Raw genomic sequence first — 14,778 nt, forward strand, 5'->3', positions numbered from 1 at the left:
TTCCAAATGTGGGAGGGGGCTTGCCCCCGATTGCAGTGTGACAGCCAAAGATGGATCAGCTGACACACCGCCATCGGGAGCAAGCCAGCTCTTACACGTATCTGCTTTTGACCCAACCACTCAGGTCGGCTTTCAGGCCGCCGTGCTTTTGCTTTTGATCTTGATCTTAGGCGCCCCGTCAAACACGCTGGCCGGAGTGAGGGCACACCGAGCCTAGGCGAGGTGCCGAGTGTTGGGGCGAAGGCTTTTTGCTTACTTTTGGGCCTTTCCAAAAGTGAGCCGCTGTAAGAGCGGAACCCTAGGTGGCCCTAACCTAAATAACGGATATACACCCAATCCCCCCGGCCACACTTTCTGCCGCCCCAACCCCCCGTCCTTAAGCCCTCACCCCACAAAATCCCCCCAAAAGCCCCCTAAAAGCGCACAAACAAAGGCCCTGCCCAAGCCTGGCGCGCACCGCAAAGTCTGCTGAGCCCAGCCACCAAAACGGTGGTTTGTATTGAGCACAGGTCTTTTTAGACGGCATATGCTGATTTCACAGTGGTGTAATGAACCTGTGCTGCAACGAGGCCGACGCGCCGCCAGGGCAGCGAACGCTTGCCACACTCAACTGACTTCAGGACCGCACTCAATGAGCTTTCTTCGTCCCAAATTCATTACGTTCGACTGCTACGGTACGCTGACCAACTTCCATATGGGCACCATGACCCGCGAGCTGTTCGCCGATCGCATCAAGCCCGAGCAGATGGACCAGTTCGTCAAGGACTTCTCAGCCTATCGCCTCGACCAGGTGATGGGTGACTGGCGTCCGTATGACGAAATCCTCAAGACCGCCCTGGCCCGTACCTGCAAGCGCTGGGGTATCGATTATCGCGAAGAAGGCCAGCTGTATTACGACGCCGTACCGACCTGGGGCCCTCATGCGGACGTGCCGGCCGGTCTGTCGAAGATTGCCGACAAGATTCCCCTGGTGATCTTCTCCAATGCCATGGACAGTCAGATCATGTCCAACGTCGACAAGCTCGGCGCGCCGTTCCATAAGGTGTTCACCGCCGAACAGGCCCAGGCATACAAGCCGCGCCTGGCGGCCTTTGAGTTCATGCTCGACAACCTCGGCTGCGGCCCGGAAGACATCTTGCATGTGTCGTCCAGCTTCCGTTATGACCTGATGTCGGCCCATGACATGAAGATCAAGCACAAGGCATTCGTTGCCCGTGGCCATGAAGTCCCGGCCAATGCCTTTTACGGTTACCAGCAGATCACCGATATCGGTGGGTTGCCGGCGTTGGTCGGTCTGTAAACGCGCACCTTGAGGGTAAGACATGGGCAGTGAATCCTATTGGCTCGACACCGCACCGGCTTTTACCGGTGCCCAGCTGGGCGGCTTGCCCAAGCAGGTCGATGTGGCTGTGGTCGGCGGTGGGTTCACCGGCCTGGCGGCGGCGCGGGCGTTGGCGCGTAAAGGCGCGAGTGTGGTGGTGCTCGACGCCGGCCGTGTGATCGGTGAAGCCTCGGGGCGTAACGGTGGGCAGTGCAACACCGGGGTGGCCCAGGACTATGCCGGGCTGCACGCCAGCCTCGGTGCCGCCAAGGCGCGTGCCTATTACCAAGCCTATGAAAGCGCGGTGCAGAGCGTGGTTTCGCTGGTCGAGCAGGAAGGGATTGCCTGTGACTTGGTGCGCAACGGCAAGCTCAAGCTGGCGGCCAAGCCGATGCATTACGAAGGCCTGGCCCGCACCTGCGAGCTGATTCGCCAGGAGGTGGATGCCGATGTCGAGCTGCTCAGCGCCGAACAGACCCATGCGGAAGTCAATTCGGCGCAGTTCCATGGCGGCTTGCTGCAACGCAACGGCGTGCAGATGCACGTCGGCCGCTTTGGGGTCGGTTTGGCCGAAGCGGCGGCGCGGCGTGGCGCGATGATTTACGAGCACACCGCCGTCAAGGACTGGAAGGCCCAGGCCGGTGGCTATCAGGTCAACACCGTCAAGGGCTCACTGCACGCCGGGCAAGTCCTGCTGGCGACCGGCGCTTGCCAGCATGGCGACCTGGGCTGGTACCGTCGCCGGATTGTGCCGGTGGGCAGTTTCGTCATCGCCACCGAAGTCTTGCCCCAAGCGCTGATCGACCAGTTGCTGCCCCGGCACCGGGCTTATGTGACCAGCCGCATGATCGGCAACTACTTTCGCCTGACCCCGGACAACCGTCTGCTGTTTGGCGGGCGTGCCCGGTTTGCCATGTCCGACAGCGTCTCCGACGCCAAGAGCGGCAAGGTGCTGCAGGCGGCGATGCTGAACATGTTCCCGCAGTTGGCGCACGTGAAGATCGACTACTGCTGGGGCGGCCTGGTGGACATGACGTCCGACCGCCTGCCACGCGCCGGCCAGCATGGCGGCGTGTTCCACTCCATGGGCTACAGCGGCCATGGTGTGCAGATGTCGGTGCACATGGGCCAGGTGATGGCTGAGGTCATGGCGGGCAATGCGACGGCCAACCCTTGGCGCGAACTGGAATGGCCGGCGATCCCCGGGCATTTCGGCAAACCCTGGTTCCTGCCGTTCGTGGGGGCGTATTACCGGTTCCAGGATTATTTGCACTGAGTTGCCGTTGTTGCGTCACCGTCGTTTGTGTTTCCAGGACGCTCCGGACATCCGTGAGCACTCGATTCTTCCGATTATCGACAGGTAGCCTTGATATGACTGACAACAAAAATACACCCGAGCTCATCTCCGGCCATGACAGCCTGCGGGTGTTCGAAAGCCTCAACCGTGGCATGTCGCGCCGCAATGCCCTGCAAATGCTCGGGGTGGCCGGTGTGGCAGCGGCCGGGGCGGGCAGCCTGTTTGGCGCCGCCGGCAAGCTGTTCGCCGATGAAGCGGCCGCCGAGGGCAAAGGCAAGCCAGGCGGCAAGATCCGCGTGGCGGGCATGTCCAGCTCCACCGCCGACACACTCGACCCGGCCAAGGGCGCGCTGTCCACCGACTACGCCCGCCACTACATGTTCTACAACGGCCTGACCCGCTTCGATAAGCACCTGGTCCCGCAACTGGAGCTGGCCGAGCGCATCGACAATACCGACGCCACCGTCTGGACCATCACCCTGCGCAAAGACGTGACCTTTCACAACGGCAAGGCCCTGACCGCCGCCGACGTGGTGTTCTCGCTGAACCGCCACAAAGACCCGCTCACCGGCTCCAAAGTCATGCCGCTGATGGAGCAGTTCGCCGAGATCAAGGCCAGCGGCCCGAACGAAGTACAGATTCGCCTCAGCGCGCCCAACGCCGAGCTGCCGTCGATCCTGGCGGTGTCGCACCTGCTGATCGTGCCCGAAGGCACCACCGATTTCGGTAAAGGCATCGGCACCGGACCGTTCACCGTGGGCGAGTTCAAGCCAGGCGTGCGTTCGATTGCGGTGCGCAACAAGAATTACTGGAAACCGGGCCTGCCGTACCTCGACGAAATCGAATTCATCGCCATCGCCGACGAGCCCTCGCGAGTCAACGCGCTGCTGTCGGGCGACGTGCACATGATCAACGAGGTCAACCCACGCTCCACTACGCGCATCGCCGCCAGCGCCAAACACCGGGTCGTGGATGCACCGTCGGGCAACTACACTGACTTGATCATCCGTCAGGACCAACTGCCCGGCAAAAGCCCTGAGTTCACCCAGGCGATGAAACTGTTGCTGGACCGTGAGCAGTTCAAGTCCGCGGTGTTCCGTGGCTTTGCCGTGGTCGGCAACGATCACCCGATTGCACCGGGTTCGCGTTACTTCAACACCGACTTGCCGCAGACGGTCTACGACCCGGAAAAAGCCAAGTTCCTGCTGAAGAAGGCCGGCATGGAAAGCATCACCATGCCCGTCATGGCCTCGCCGGCCGCCACCGGTTCGGTGGACATCGCCGTGCTGCTGCAGCAATCGGCGAAACAGGCCGGGCTCAAGCTCGACGTGAACCGCCTGCCCAGCGACGGCTACTGGTCCAACCACTGGATGAAGCACCCGTTGAGCTTCGGCAACATCAACCCACGGCCGAATGCCGACGTGATGTTCTCGCAGTTCTTCCAGTCCAAGGCACCCTGGAACGAGTCCGGCTGGCAGAACGACCAGTTCGACCAACTGCTGATGCTGGCCCGTGGCGAAACCGACGACGCCAAGCGCGCCAAGATGTATGGCGACATGCAGACCCTGGTCCACGACCATTGCGGGATCGGCGTGCCGGTGTTCATCAGCAACATCGACGGTGTAGACCAGCGCATCAAGGGCTATGGCAGCAACCCGCTGGGCGGTTTCATGGGCTACATGTTCGCCGAGCAGGTGTGGTTGGACGCGTGAGGAGGGCAGTGCGATGAATAGCAATACACTGTGGTTGATCGGCCGGCGCCTCGGCGCCGGTGTCGTGACCTTGTTGATCGTGTCCATGGTCGTGTTCGCGATCACGGCCGTGCTGCCGGGGGATGCGGCGCAACAATCCCTCGGCCAGTTCGCGACCCCTGAACAGGTGGCGGCACTGCGCCTGAAACTGGGGTTGGACCAACCCGGTGTGCTGCGTTACCTGCACTGGTTGATGAGCCTGCTCACCGGCGACATGGGCGTGTCGGTCTCCAACGCCATGCCGGTGGGTGAACTGATGGCCGGCCGGGTGCCCAACACCCTGATGCTGGCGGGCGCTACGGCGCTGGTCTCGGTGCCGGTGGCGCTGGTACTCGGCATCGGCTCGGCGATGGGCCGGGGCGGGCGTATCGACAGTTGCCTGAGCTTTGTCACCTTGGCGATGGTCGCCGTGCCGGAGTTTCTGGTGGCGACCCTGGCCGTGCTGATTTTCGCGGTCAACCTCGGTTGGCTGTCGGCGCTGTCGTACGCCAGTGACATCACCTCACCGCTGCAATTCATGCGCACCTACGCCTTGCCGGTGATGACGCTGTGCTGCGTGATCGTCGCGCAAATGGCGCGCATGACCCGCGCGGCGGTGATCGACCAACTCGACAGCCCCTATGTGGAAATGGCCCGCCTCAAAGGCGTGAGCCCGATCCGCATTGTGCTGCGCCATGCCTTGCCCAATGCGATCGGGCCGATCGCCAACGCCATTGCCCTGAGCCTGTCGTACCTGCTGGGCGGGGTGGTGATCGTCGAAACCATCTTCAACTACCCCGGCATCGCCAGCTTGATGGTCGATGCCGTGACCAACCGTGACATGGCCTTGGTGCAGGCGTGCACCATGTTGTTCTGCGCGGCTTACCTGGGCCTGGTGCTGCTCGCCGACCTGTGCGCGATCCTCTCCAACCCGAGGCTGAGAAACCAATGAACAACCTCATTGCGAAGTCCAAGCCTGTGTCTTCCGCCCTGGCCCTGGCCAAGGTGTCCAGCGGCCCGTCCTGGCTGGGGCTGTTGGGGGGCGCGGTCTGCGTCGCCTGGCTGCTGGTGGCGCTGCTCGGCCCCTGGCTGGCCCCCCACCCGGTGGGTGAAGTGGTGTCCGACAACATCTTCGAAGGCTTCAGCCTCGCCCACCCGTTCGGCACCGATTACCTGGGCCGCGACATGCTCAGCCGCGTGCTGGTCGGTGCGCGGTTCACCGTCGGCCTGGCGCTGGTAGCGGCGTTGCTGGCCAGCTTCTTCGGCACCGGGTGTGCGCTGCTGTCGGTGGTCTCGCCCAAATGGCTGGACGAAATCATCAGCCGCATCATGGACGCGTTCATCTCGATCCCGAGCAAAATGCTCGCGCTGATCATGGTCTCGGCCTTTGGTTCATCGGTGACCCTGCTGATCTGCACCGCCGTGATCAGCTACATCCCTGGCTCGTTCCGCGTTGCCCGTAGCATGGCGGTCAACATCGAGGCCCTGGAATACGTGCAGGTCGCGCGTACCCGTGGCGAACGCCGGTTGTACGTGGCGTGCATGGAGATCCTGCCGAACATGCTCAACCCGGTATTGACCGACCTGGGCTTGCGTTTCGGCTACATCGTCTTGTTGCTCAGCGGCATGAGTTTTCTCGGCCTTGGCGTGCAACCGCCGGACGCCGACCTCGGTTCGCTGGTGCGGGAAAACATCGGCGGCCTCAACCAGGGCGCGCTGGCTATCATCATTCCGGCGCTGGCCATCGGCACGCTGACCATCGGTGTGAATCTGCTGATCGACTATATGTCGTCCCGACGTAGTCGACGCACGGGAGGCCATTGAAATGACCGAATTGATTCGCGTCGAAGACCTGCGCGTGGTCGCCTGTGGCGAGCACGGCGAGGTAGAAATCGTCAAAGGCGTGAGCTTTTCCCTGGAAAAAGGTGAAGTGCTGGCGCTGATCGGTGAGTCCGGCTCGGGCAAGACCACCATCGCCCTGGCATTACTGGGGTACGCACGGCGTGGCTGTCGGTTGTCTGGCGGTGTGGTGCAGGTGGGTGAGCACGACATGCTCGCCTTGAGCGAAAAACACCTGCAAGGCCTGCGTGGCAACCGTGTGTCTTATATCGCGCAAAGCGCGGCTGCGGCGTTCAACCCGGCCAAACGACTGATCGACCAGGTGGTGGAGGGGGCCCTGATCCATGGCCTGGGTACCCGCGCCGAATTGCATGCCAAGGCTATCGGGCTGTTCCGCGACCTGGCCCTGCCGGACCCGGAACGCATCGCGCGACGTTACCCGCACCAGGTGTCCGGTGGGCAACTGCAGCGGGTAATGGCGGCGATGGCGCTGATCAGCGACCCGCTGCTGGTGGTGCTCGACGAGCCGACCACGGCGTTGGACGTGACCACCCAGATCGACGTGCTGCGCGCCTTCAAGCGTGTGGTACGCGAGCGCGGCGCCACGGCCGTGTACGTCTCCCATGACCTGGCGGTGGTCGCGCAAATGGCCGACCAGATCGTGGTGCTCAACGGCGGGCAGGTTCTCGAGCACAGCGCCACGGCACCGCTGCTCAAGGCTCCCGCCCACGAATACACCCGCAGCCTGCTGGCGGCCGCACGGCCAGACACCACCATTCGCCCGCCCTGCGGGATTGCCGAAGAGGTGCCGCTGCTGACCATCACCGGCCTCACCGCCGGTTACGGCAACAAAAACATGCACGGCATGCCGTCGATCCGGGTGCTGGAAGACATCGACCTCACGGTGCGCCGTGGCCAGGCGATTGGGGTGATCGGCGAGTCGGGCTCCGGCAAGTCGACGCTGGCGCGCGTGGTGGCCGGGCTGTTGACCCCGGCCCTTGGCGGTCTCACGTTCGACGGCCAGGCCCTGGGTGGCAGCCTGTCGGAGCGCACCCCGGAACAATTTCGCCGGATCCAGATGGTGTTCCAGAATGCCGACACCGCCCTCAACCCCATGCACAGCGTGGCGACCATCCTCAGCCGCCCGCTGAAGATGTATTTCGGCCTCAAGGGCGCCGCGTTGAAGGCGCGCATCGATGAGTTGCTGGACCTGGTACGCCTGCCGCGCGACATGGCCGAACGCCGCCCGAATGAACTGTCCGGCGGGCAAAAGCAGCGGGTCAACCTGGCACGGGCGCTGGCGGCCAAGCCCGACTTGATCCTGTGCGATGAAGTGACCTCGGCCCTCGACACCGTGGTCGGCGCGGCAATCCTCGAACTGCTGCGCGACCTGCGCCAGCAACTGGGCGTGTCCTATCTGTTTATCAGCCATGACATCTCCACCGTGCGTGCGCTGTGCGATGACATTGTGGTGATGTACAGCGGCCACAAAGTGCAGGCCGGCAGCCGCCAGTCGTTTGCCGAACCGCCGTTCCACCCCTACACCGACCTGCTGATCCACTCGGTGCCCGAGTTGCGCCAGGGCTGGCTGGAAACCTGCGGCACAAGGTGCGAAACGCTGCCGGCGATAGGCGAGCGGGCCAACGTGCCGGAACTGTGCACCTTTCTCAATCGCTGCCCGGTGCGCGTCGATGGCCTGTGCAATCGCACCGCACCGAAGCGTCGCACCCTGGACAACGGCAGTGAAGTCCTCTGCCACCACGACAGCGCCCAGTTGCTGAATACCCAGCAGGGCGTCACTACCCTCACGTTGGGAGCCTATGCATGAAAGCGCGTTTTGTGAGGCTGGCCGAACAGGGCCGGCCGACGGTCAGCCTGACGGTGGATGGCGCACCCATCCAGGCCCTGCAGGGCGATACCCTGATGGTCGCGCTGCTGACCCAGGGCAACGCGTTGCGCCAATCGGAATTCGACAGCGGCCGCCGCGCCGGTTTCTGCCTGATGGGTGCGTGCCAGGACTGCTGGGTATGGACCCGCAGCGGCGAGCGCCTGCGCGCCTGCTCCAATGAAGTCCGGGATGGGCTGGACATCGTTACCACACAACCGGAGGCGACATGGCCACTGCACGGGTAGTTATTGTGGGCGCCGGACCTGCCGGCGTGCGCTGCGCCGAAACCCTGGTGGCGGCCGGAATCAAGCCGATCCTGATCGATGAAAACCGTCGCGACGGTGGGCAGATCTACCGCCGTCAGCCAGACGGTTTTACCCGCGACTACACCACGCTGTACGGCAGCGAAGCCCCCAAGGCCCAGGCCCTGCACCAGAGTTTCGACCGCCTGCGCGACGCCATCGACTACCGGCCCGACACCTTGGTGTGGAACCTCACGGCCGGGCAATTGTGCTGCGTGAGCCAAGGCCGCCACTGCACCGTGGATTACGACGCGCTGATCCTGTGCACCGGCGCCACCGACCGCTTGATGCCCATCGAGGGCTGGCAACTGGCGGGCACTTACAGCCTGGGCGGGGCGCAGATCGCCTTGAAAAACCAGGCCGTGTCCATCGGTCATCGCGTGGTGTTCATGGGCAGCGGGCCGTTGCTGTACCTGGTTGCCAGCCAATACGTCAAAGCCGGTGCCGAGGTGGCGGCGGTGCTCGACACCTCACCCCTGAGCCTGCGTCTCAAGGCCTTGCCGAAACTGCTGGCGCGGCCGGCCGTCCTGTTTACCGGGGTCAAGCTGCTGGCGCAGCTGTACCGCGCCAAGGTGGCGGTGCACCTGGGGATCAAGCCGCTGCAAGTCATGGGGGATGCCGCCAATGGCGTGGGGGGCGTGCGCTTCATCGCGGGCAACGGGCAGACCGTCACGGTGCAGGCCGATGCCGTCGCGCTGGGGTATCACCTGCGCCCGGAGACGCAATTGGGCGACCTGGCCGGCTGTGCCATGGCCTTTGACCAAGCCTCCAGCCAATGGTGGCTGGCCACGGACGAGGCCGGGCGCACCTCGGTGAAGGGGGTGTATGCGGCGGGTGACGGCGCGAAAATTCGCGGTGCGGATGCCGCCGAGCATGCCGGGCGCCTGGTGGCGCTGGCGCTGCTGGACGATCTGCAGCAACCGGCCGACAGCGGGCTGCGTGACGAACAAAAGCAAGCCCTGGCCGTGATGGACCAGTTTCGCCTCGGCCTGGCCCAGGCGTTTCCCTGGCCCAGCGCGCAGGCCAAGGCGTTGCCCGACAGCGCCATCGTGTGCCGCTGCGAGATGATCAGCGCCGGCGAACTGCGGCGCACCGTGAACGAGAAGGGCGCCTGTGAAGTCAATCGCGCCAAGGCATTCAGCCGCGTGGGCATGGGCCGTTGCCAGGGGCGTTATTGTTCACAGGCCGGGGCCGAAGTGATTGCCGCCGAGGCCGGGGTGCCGGTGCAGGAAGTCGGTCGCCAGCGCGGTCAGGCACCGGTCAAACCCTTGTCGATGCTGATCACCGAGGAGGTGTCGTCATGAAGGTGCAAAAAGCCGATGTGGTGATTGTTGGCGGTGGTGTGATGGGCTCGGCGGCGGCGTTTTTTCTGCGCCGTCGCGGCCAGTCGGTGATCCTGCTCGAGCGCGACCAGATCGGCCAGTACGCCAGCGGGGTGAACTTCGGCAATGTGCGTCGGCAGGGGCGCTTCCTCGGCCAGTTGGCCTTGGCCAACCGCTCCTGGGCGCTGTGGAAGCGCCTGCCGGAACTGATCGAGGATGACCTCGAGTTCATCCCCAGTGGGCATATGCGCGTGTGTTACCGCGAAGATGAAATCGCCGAGCTGGAGGCCTATGCGGCCGCGCCGGAAGCGGAGCAACTGGACCTGAAGATTTATCGCGGCGCCGAACTGCATCAGCGCTTCGGCTTCCTCGGCCCGGACGTCAAGGGCGGTTCCTATGCGCCCCACGATGGCCACGCCAACCCGCGTCTGGCCGCACCGGCGTTTGCCCGCGCCGCACGGCGCCTGGGGGCGCAGATCGAAGAACGCACCGAAGTCGCCGAGGTGCAGAAGGTCGGTGCCGACTTCCACGTCACCAGCACCGACGGTCGCCAGTTCCAGGCCGCACAACTGTTGATCACCGCCGGTGCCTGGGGCCAGAAGCTTTCGGCGCAGTTCGGCGAGCCGGTGCCGCTCGACACCCACGGCCCGCAGATGGCAGTGACTGAGCCTGTGCCCTACGCGCTGCCGACGGTGATCGGCGTGTACACCAAAATCCCCGAGGAAGTGATCTACTTCCGCCAGATTCCGCGGGGCAATATCGTCATCGGTGGCGGTTACCGCAGCAAGCCGGACATGCTCAACCGCCGCGCCTACGTGGAGCCGCGCAGCATCCTCAATCAGGTCAGCCAGATGCGTCGACTGCTGCCGGGCGTCGGTAACCTGAACATCATCCGCGTGTGGAGCGGCATCGAAGGCTACCTGCCGGATTCGCTGCCGGTGATGGGCCCCAGCGGCACCGTCGACGGCTTGTTCTATGCCTTCGGCTTTTGCGGCCACGGCTTCCAGCTCGGCCCGGGCGTCGGCGATGTGATGGCCGAGCTGCTCGCCACCGGCAGCACCAGTACCCCGATCGAGCCGTTCTCCATAACCCGGTTCGCCCCACCTGCCGAGCAACGGAGCCAGGCCTGATGAAACCGCGTGTTCTTGAGATTCTCAAACAGCTGATGGCCTTCGACACGGTGTCGTCGGAATCGAACCTGGCCCTGATCGACTACGTGCGCGACCTGTTGCTGACCAAGGGCATCGACTCCTTGATCGTCAAGGACCAGAGCGGCAAGAAGGCCAACCTGTTCGCCAGCACCGGGCCCAAGCAACAGCCCGGCGTGTTGCTGTCCGGGCACACCGACGTGGTGCCGGCGGCGGGGCAGGCGTGGACCTTTCCCGCCTTCGCCGCCACTGTGCAGGACGGGCGCATCTACGGGCGTGGCAGCTGCGACATGAAGGGCTTCATCGCCCTGGCCATCGACGCCCTGCTCGATGCCGCCGACCACACCTTGAACCGCCCGCTGCAATTGGCCCTGTCCCATGACGAGGAGATCGGTTGCGTCGGCGTACGGCGTCTGCTCGATGTTTTGCACCTGGCGCCGGTGCGCCCGTTTTTGTGCGTGATCGGCGAGCCGACCAACATGCAGTTCGTACTCGGCCACAAGGGCAAGGGGTCCTACCGCACCTACTGCCGTGGCCAGGAAGCGCATTCGTCGTTGGCGCCGCGTTCGGTCAACGCCATCCATGTGGCCTGCGACTTTATCGCCGCCCTGCGTGAGAGCCAGCAGCAATTGCAGACGCGTGGCGCCCAGGACTCCGACTACGACGTGCCCTACAGCACCGTGCATGTCGGGCAGATTGTCGGCGGCAAGGCGCTGAACATCGTGCCTAACCTGTGCAGCCTGGATTTCGAAGTGCGCAACCTGCCGGCGGACGATCTGGATCAGTTCCTGGACCAGATGCGCGAGCGAGCCGAGGTGATCGTGCGCGAGGCGCAGAAGCTGTCCAGCGCGGCGGCCATCGAGATCGAAACCATCAACGTCTACCCCGGCCTCGACACCCACCCCAGTGTCGAAGCGGTGCGCTTTCTCAAGCAATTCGCCGCGCCGGGTACCGGCACCGCCAAGGTATCGTTCGGCACCGAAGGTGGCCTGTTCAAGCAGCGCCTGGACGTGCCGGTGGTGGTCTGCGGGCCGGGTTCCATCGAGCAGGCGCACAAACCCGACGAGTTTATCGAGATCAGTCAGATGGACGCGGGCGAGCGCTTTTTGCAAGGTTTGCTCGGCTCATTGAAGGCCTAGCAGAGCCTGCCGTCCTGCGCCGAATTACAGCACGGCACGCTGCTTTAACCGCGCTTTCGGCATCCTCGTCCGTGGCACCTCCCTAGACTGGAGCGTGTCTCGGATCAGGACTCGACCATGCTCAAGAATCGCTTGCAAGACCCCAGCCTGCTGGCTGAACTCGCCTACGTAGATGGCCAATGGATCGCTGCCGACAGCGCGGCCACCCTGGACATCCGCGACCCTGCCACCGGCCACGTGCTGGCCCAGGTCCCGGCCATGGACGTGGTGGACACCCGCCGCGCCATCGAAGCCGCCGAGCGTGCCTGGCCCGCCTGGCGCGCCCGCCCGGCGGCTGAACGCGCGTCGCTGCTGGAACGCTGGTACCAGGCGATGATCGACAACCTCGACGACCTGGCGCTGATCATGACCTGCGAGCAGGGCAAGCCGCTGAACGAAGCCCGTGGCGAAGTGCGCTACGGCGCCGGTTTCGTCAAATGGTTCGCCGAGGAAGCGCGGCGGGTCTACGGTGAAACCATGCCGGCCCCCAGTGGCGACAGGCGCCTGCTGACCCTCAAGCAACCCGTGGGCGTGTGCGCCGCCATCACCCCGTGGAATTTCCCCAATGCGATGATCACGCGCAAATGCGCGCCGGCGCTGGCCGCCGGGTGCCCGATCATCGTCAAACCGTCGGACTTGACGCCGCTGTCAGCACTGGCCCTGGCGGTGCTGGCCGAGCGCGTCGGCATTCCTGCGGGCGTGTTCAATGTCATCACCGGCTTGCCTGCGGGCATCGGCGAAGAGCTGACGGGCAACCCGGCGGTGCGCAAGATTTCCTTCACCGGCTCGACCGCCGTCGGCCGCCTGCTGATGCGCCAGAGTGCCGAACACATCAAGCGCCTGAGCCTGGAATTGGGCGGCAACGCGCCGTTTATCGTGTTCGACGACGCCGACCTTGAGCAGGCAATCGCCGGGGTGATGCTGAGCAAATTTCGCAACGCCGGGCAAACCTGCGTGTGCGCCAACCGCATCCTGGTGCAAGACGGCATCTACGCACGTTTCGCCGCGCGCCTGGTGGAAGAGGTGGGCAAGCTCAAGGTCGGCAACGGCCTGGAAGACGGCGTGACCATCGGCCCGCTGATCAACCCGGCGGCGGTGAACAAAGTCGCGCGGCATATCGACGACGCCCTGAGCCAAGGCGCCCAGCTGCTGTGCGGCGCGATCCCAAGTGGCGACAGCCAGTTCGTGCAACCCACGGTGCTCGGCGACACCCACGCCGGGATGTTGCTGGCCAATGAAGAAACCTTCGGCCCGGTGGCGCCGCTGATGCGCTTTACCGACGAGGCCGAGGCGCTCGCCCTGGCGAATGCCACGCCGTACGGCCTGGGCGCCTACTATTTCACCCAGGACCTGCAGCGCTCGTGGCGCTTCGGCGAAGCGCTGGAATTCGGCATGGTCGGGCTCAACACCGGGATCATCTCCATGGAAGTCGCGCCGTTTGGCGGCATCAAACAATCCGGGCTGGGCCGCGAGGGCAGCAAGTACGGCCTGGACGAGTACCTTGAAGTCAAAGCCTTCCATATCGGCGGCTTGAACTGACAATGAGCGAGGCGGAATCGATGAGCAAGGCATTCAGAATCGCCGCGATTGCCGGCGATGGCATTGGCAAGGAAGTATTGCCCGAAGGGCTGCGGGTACTGGAACAGGCGGCCAACATATGGGACCTGAACCTGAGCATCGAAGTGCTCGACTGGGCCCACTGTGATTATTACCTGGAACACGGGCAGATGATGCCCGAAGACTGGTTCGAACAGCTCAAGGGCTTCGACGCGATTTACTTTGGCGCGGTGGGCTGGCCGGACAAAGTCCCGGACCATATTTCCCTGTGGGGCTCGCTGCTCAAGTTCCGCCGCGACTTCGACCAATACGTGAACATCCGCCCGGTGCGCTTGTTCCCCGGCGTACCGTGCCCGCTGGCCGGGCGCGGGCCGGGGGACATCGACTTTGTGGTGATCCGCGAGAATACCGAGGGGGAGTACTCGTCGGTAGGCGGCAAGATGTTCGAAGGCACCGCGCATGAGTTTGTGCTGCAGGAGTCGGTGTTTACCCGGCGTGGGGTTGACCGCATCCTCAAGTTCGCCTTTGACCTGGCGCAGACCCGCCCGCGTAAAAAACTGACGGCGGCGACCAAGTCGAACGGGATCTCCATCAGCATGCCTTACTGGGACGAGCGTACTGCGCTGATGGCGGCGAATTATCCGGAGGTGGCGTGGGACAAGCAGCACATCGACATCCTGTGCGCGCGGTTTGTGCTGCAGCCGGACCGGTTTGACGTGGTGGTGGCGTCGAATCTGTTTGGCGACATTTTGTCCGACCTGGGGCCGGCGTGTGCGGGGACCATTGGGATTGCGCCGTCGGCGAACCTGGATCCTGAGCGGCGGTTTCCGTCGTTGTTTGAGCCGGTGCATGGGTCGGCGCCGGATATTTATGGGCAGAATATTGCGAACCCGATTGCGATGATTTGGTCGGGGGCGTTGATGTTGGACTTTTTGGGGAATGGGGATGGGCGGTATCGGGCGGCGCATGATGGGATTTTGCGGGCTATCGAGGGGGTGATTGCGCAGGGGGTGGTTACGCCGGATTTGGGGGGGATGAGGTCGACTCAGGAAGTGGGGGATGCGGTTGTGGGGGGGCTGTTGGTTTGAGTGGGTTTGATTTGAGTTGAGTTGAGTACATATCCGTTATTTAGGTAACGGCGGCTTATGGTTCCGCTCTTACAGCGGGTCACTTTTGGAAGAGCGCCAAAAGTAACC

At 63.9% G+C, this 14,778-nt stretch carries 12 protein-coding genes; all 12 read left to right on the plus strand.

Annotation, left to right across the window (positions count from 1 at the left end):
• Positions 1-631: 631 nt before the first annotated feature.
• The 12 genes from AO064_RS07800 to AO064_RS07855 all read left to right on the plus strand — a co-directional run bounded on the left by AO064_RS07800 (position 632) and on the right by AO064_RS07855 (position 14,670).
• Positions 632-1,300, plus strand: a complete 669-nt coding sequence (locus AO064_RS07800) for a haloacid dehalogenase type II (protein ID WP_015884841.1) — start codon at positions 632-634, stop codon at positions 1,298-1,300.
• 22 nt (positions 1,301-1,322) lie between these two features.
• A complete protein-coding gene (locus tag AO064_RS07805; RefSeq protein ID WP_064052929.1) occupies positions 1,323-2,597 on the plus strand; it encodes an NAD(P)/FAD-dependent oxidoreductase in 1,275 nt (424 codons plus the stop codon).
• Positions 2,598-2,692: 95 nt separating this feature from the next.
• On the plus strand, positions 2,693-4,330 hold the full coding sequence (locus AO064_RS07810) for an ABC transporter substrate-binding protein (protein ID WP_064052930.1): 1,638 nt from the start codon (positions 2,693-2,695) through the stop codon (positions 4,328-4,330).
• Positions 4,331-4,343: 13 nt separating this feature from the next.
• Positions 4,344-5,300 carry an ABC transporter permease gene (locus AO064_RS07815; RefSeq protein WP_046036804.1) on the plus strand — a complete coding sequence of 319 codons (957 nt, stop codon included), beginning with the start codon at positions 4,344-4,346 and terminating at the stop codon, positions 5,298-5,300.
• Entirely contained in the window at positions 5,297-6,172 is an 876-nt protein-coding gene (locus AO064_RS07820) for an ABC transporter permease (protein ID WP_015884837.1), read from the plus strand. The genes AO064_RS07815 and AO064_RS07820 overlap by 4 nt, the downstream gene beginning before the upstream one ends.
• 1 nt (position 6,173) lies before the next feature.
• Positions 6,174-8,015 (plus strand): ABC transporter ATP-binding protein, encoded by a 1,842-nt coding sequence (locus tag AO064_RS07825; RefSeq protein ID WP_064052931.1) that lies wholly within the window; start codon positions 6,174-6,176, stop codon positions 8,013-8,015.
• Positions 8,012-8,320, plus strand: coding sequence for a (2Fe-2S)-binding protein (locus tag AO064_RS07830; protein WP_064052932.1), 309 nt, complete (start codon positions 8,012-8,014; stop codon positions 8,318-8,320). Before AO064_RS07825 ends, AO064_RS07830 begins: the two co-directional genes overlap by 4 nt.
• Positions 8,302-9,681: an FAD/NAD(P)-dependent oxidoreductase gene (locus AO064_RS07835; RefSeq protein WP_064052933.1), complete on the plus strand. Its 1,380-nt coding sequence runs from the start codon at positions 8,302-8,304 to the stop codon at positions 9,679-9,681. Before AO064_RS07830 ends, AO064_RS07835 begins: the two co-directional genes overlap by 19 nt.
• Positions 9,678-10,829 carry an NAD(P)/FAD-dependent oxidoreductase gene (locus AO064_RS07840; protein ID WP_064052934.1) on the plus strand — a complete coding sequence of 384 codons (1,152 nt, stop codon included), beginning with the start codon at positions 9,678-9,680 and terminating at the stop codon, positions 10,827-10,829. Before AO064_RS07835 ends, AO064_RS07840 begins: the two co-directional genes overlap by 4 nt.
• Positions 10,829-11,986, plus strand: coding sequence for an acetylornithine deacetylase (gene argE, locus AO064_RS07845; protein WP_064052935.1), 1,158 nt, complete (start codon positions 10,829-10,831; stop codon positions 11,984-11,986). Before AO064_RS07840 ends, argE begins: the two co-directional genes overlap by 1 nt.
• A gap of 117 nt (positions 11,987-12,103) precedes the next feature.
• The gene (locus AO064_RS07850) at positions 12,104-13,564 is read left to right on the plus strand and encodes an NAD-dependent succinate-semialdehyde dehydrogenase (RefSeq protein ID WP_064052936.1); all 1,461 of its coding nucleotides are present in this window, start codon (positions 12,104-12,106) and stop codon (positions 13,562-13,564) included.
• Between the two features lie 20 nt (positions 13,565-13,584).
• Positions 13,585-14,670 carry a tartrate dehydrogenase gene (locus AO064_RS07855; RefSeq protein ID WP_064052937.1) on the plus strand — a complete coding sequence of 362 codons (1,086 nt, stop codon included), beginning with the start codon at positions 13,585-13,587 and terminating at the stop codon, positions 14,668-14,670.
• The last annotated feature ends 108 nt before the right edge of the window (positions 14,671-14,778 follow it).

It is taken from the genome of Pseudomonas marginalis (assembly GCF_001645105.1).
Classification (GTDB): Bacteria; Pseudomonadota; Gammaproteobacteria; order Pseudomonadales; family Pseudomonadaceae; genus Aquipseudomonas; species Aquipseudomonas petroselini.

Bases quoted from the DNA above. Each gene is read 5' to 3' on its own strand.
- AO064_RS07800 (WP_015884841.1), top strand. From the start codon at position 632: ATGAGCTTTCTTCGTCCCAAATTCATTACGTTCGACTGCTACGGTACG.
- AO064_RS07805 (WP_064052929.1), top strand. From the start codon at position 1,323: ATGGGCAGTGAATCCTATTGGCTCGACACCGCACCGGCTTTTACCGGT.
- AO064_RS07810 (WP_064052930.1), top strand. From the start codon at position 2,693: ATGACTGACAACAAAAATACACCCGAGCTCATCTCCGGCCATGACAGC.
- AO064_RS07815 (WP_046036804.1), top strand. From the start codon at position 4,344: ATGAATAGCAATACACTGTGGTTGATCGGCCGGCGCCTCGGCGCCGGT.
- AO064_RS07820 (WP_015884837.1), top strand. From the start codon at position 5,297: ATGAACAACCTCATTGCGAAGTCCAAGCCTGTGTCTTCCGCCCTGGCC.
- AO064_RS07825 (WP_064052931.1), top strand. From the start codon at position 6,174: ATGACCGAATTGATTCGCGTCGAAGACCTGCGCGTGGTCGCCTGTGGC.
- AO064_RS07830 (WP_064052932.1), top strand. From the start codon at position 8,012: ATGAAAGCGCGTTTTGTGAGGCTGGCCGAACAGGGCCGGCCGACGGTC.
- AO064_RS07835 (WP_064052933.1), top strand. From the start codon at position 8,302: ATGGCCACTGCACGGGTAGTTATTGTGGGCGCCGGACCTGCCGGCGTG.
- AO064_RS07840 (WP_064052934.1), top strand. From the start codon at position 9,678: ATGAAGGTGCAAAAAGCCGATGTGGTGATTGTTGGCGGTGGTGTGATG.
- argE (WP_064052935.1), top strand. From the start codon at position 10,829: ATGAAACCGCGTGTTCTTGAGATTCTCAAACAGCTGATGGCCTTCGAC.
- AO064_RS07850 (WP_064052936.1), top strand. From the start codon at position 12,104: ATGCTCAAGAATCGCTTGCAAGACCCCAGCCTGCTGGCTGAACTCGCC.
- AO064_RS07855 (WP_064052937.1), top strand. From the start codon at position 13,585: ATGAGCAAGGCATTCAGAATCGCCGCGATTGCCGGCGATGGCATTGGC.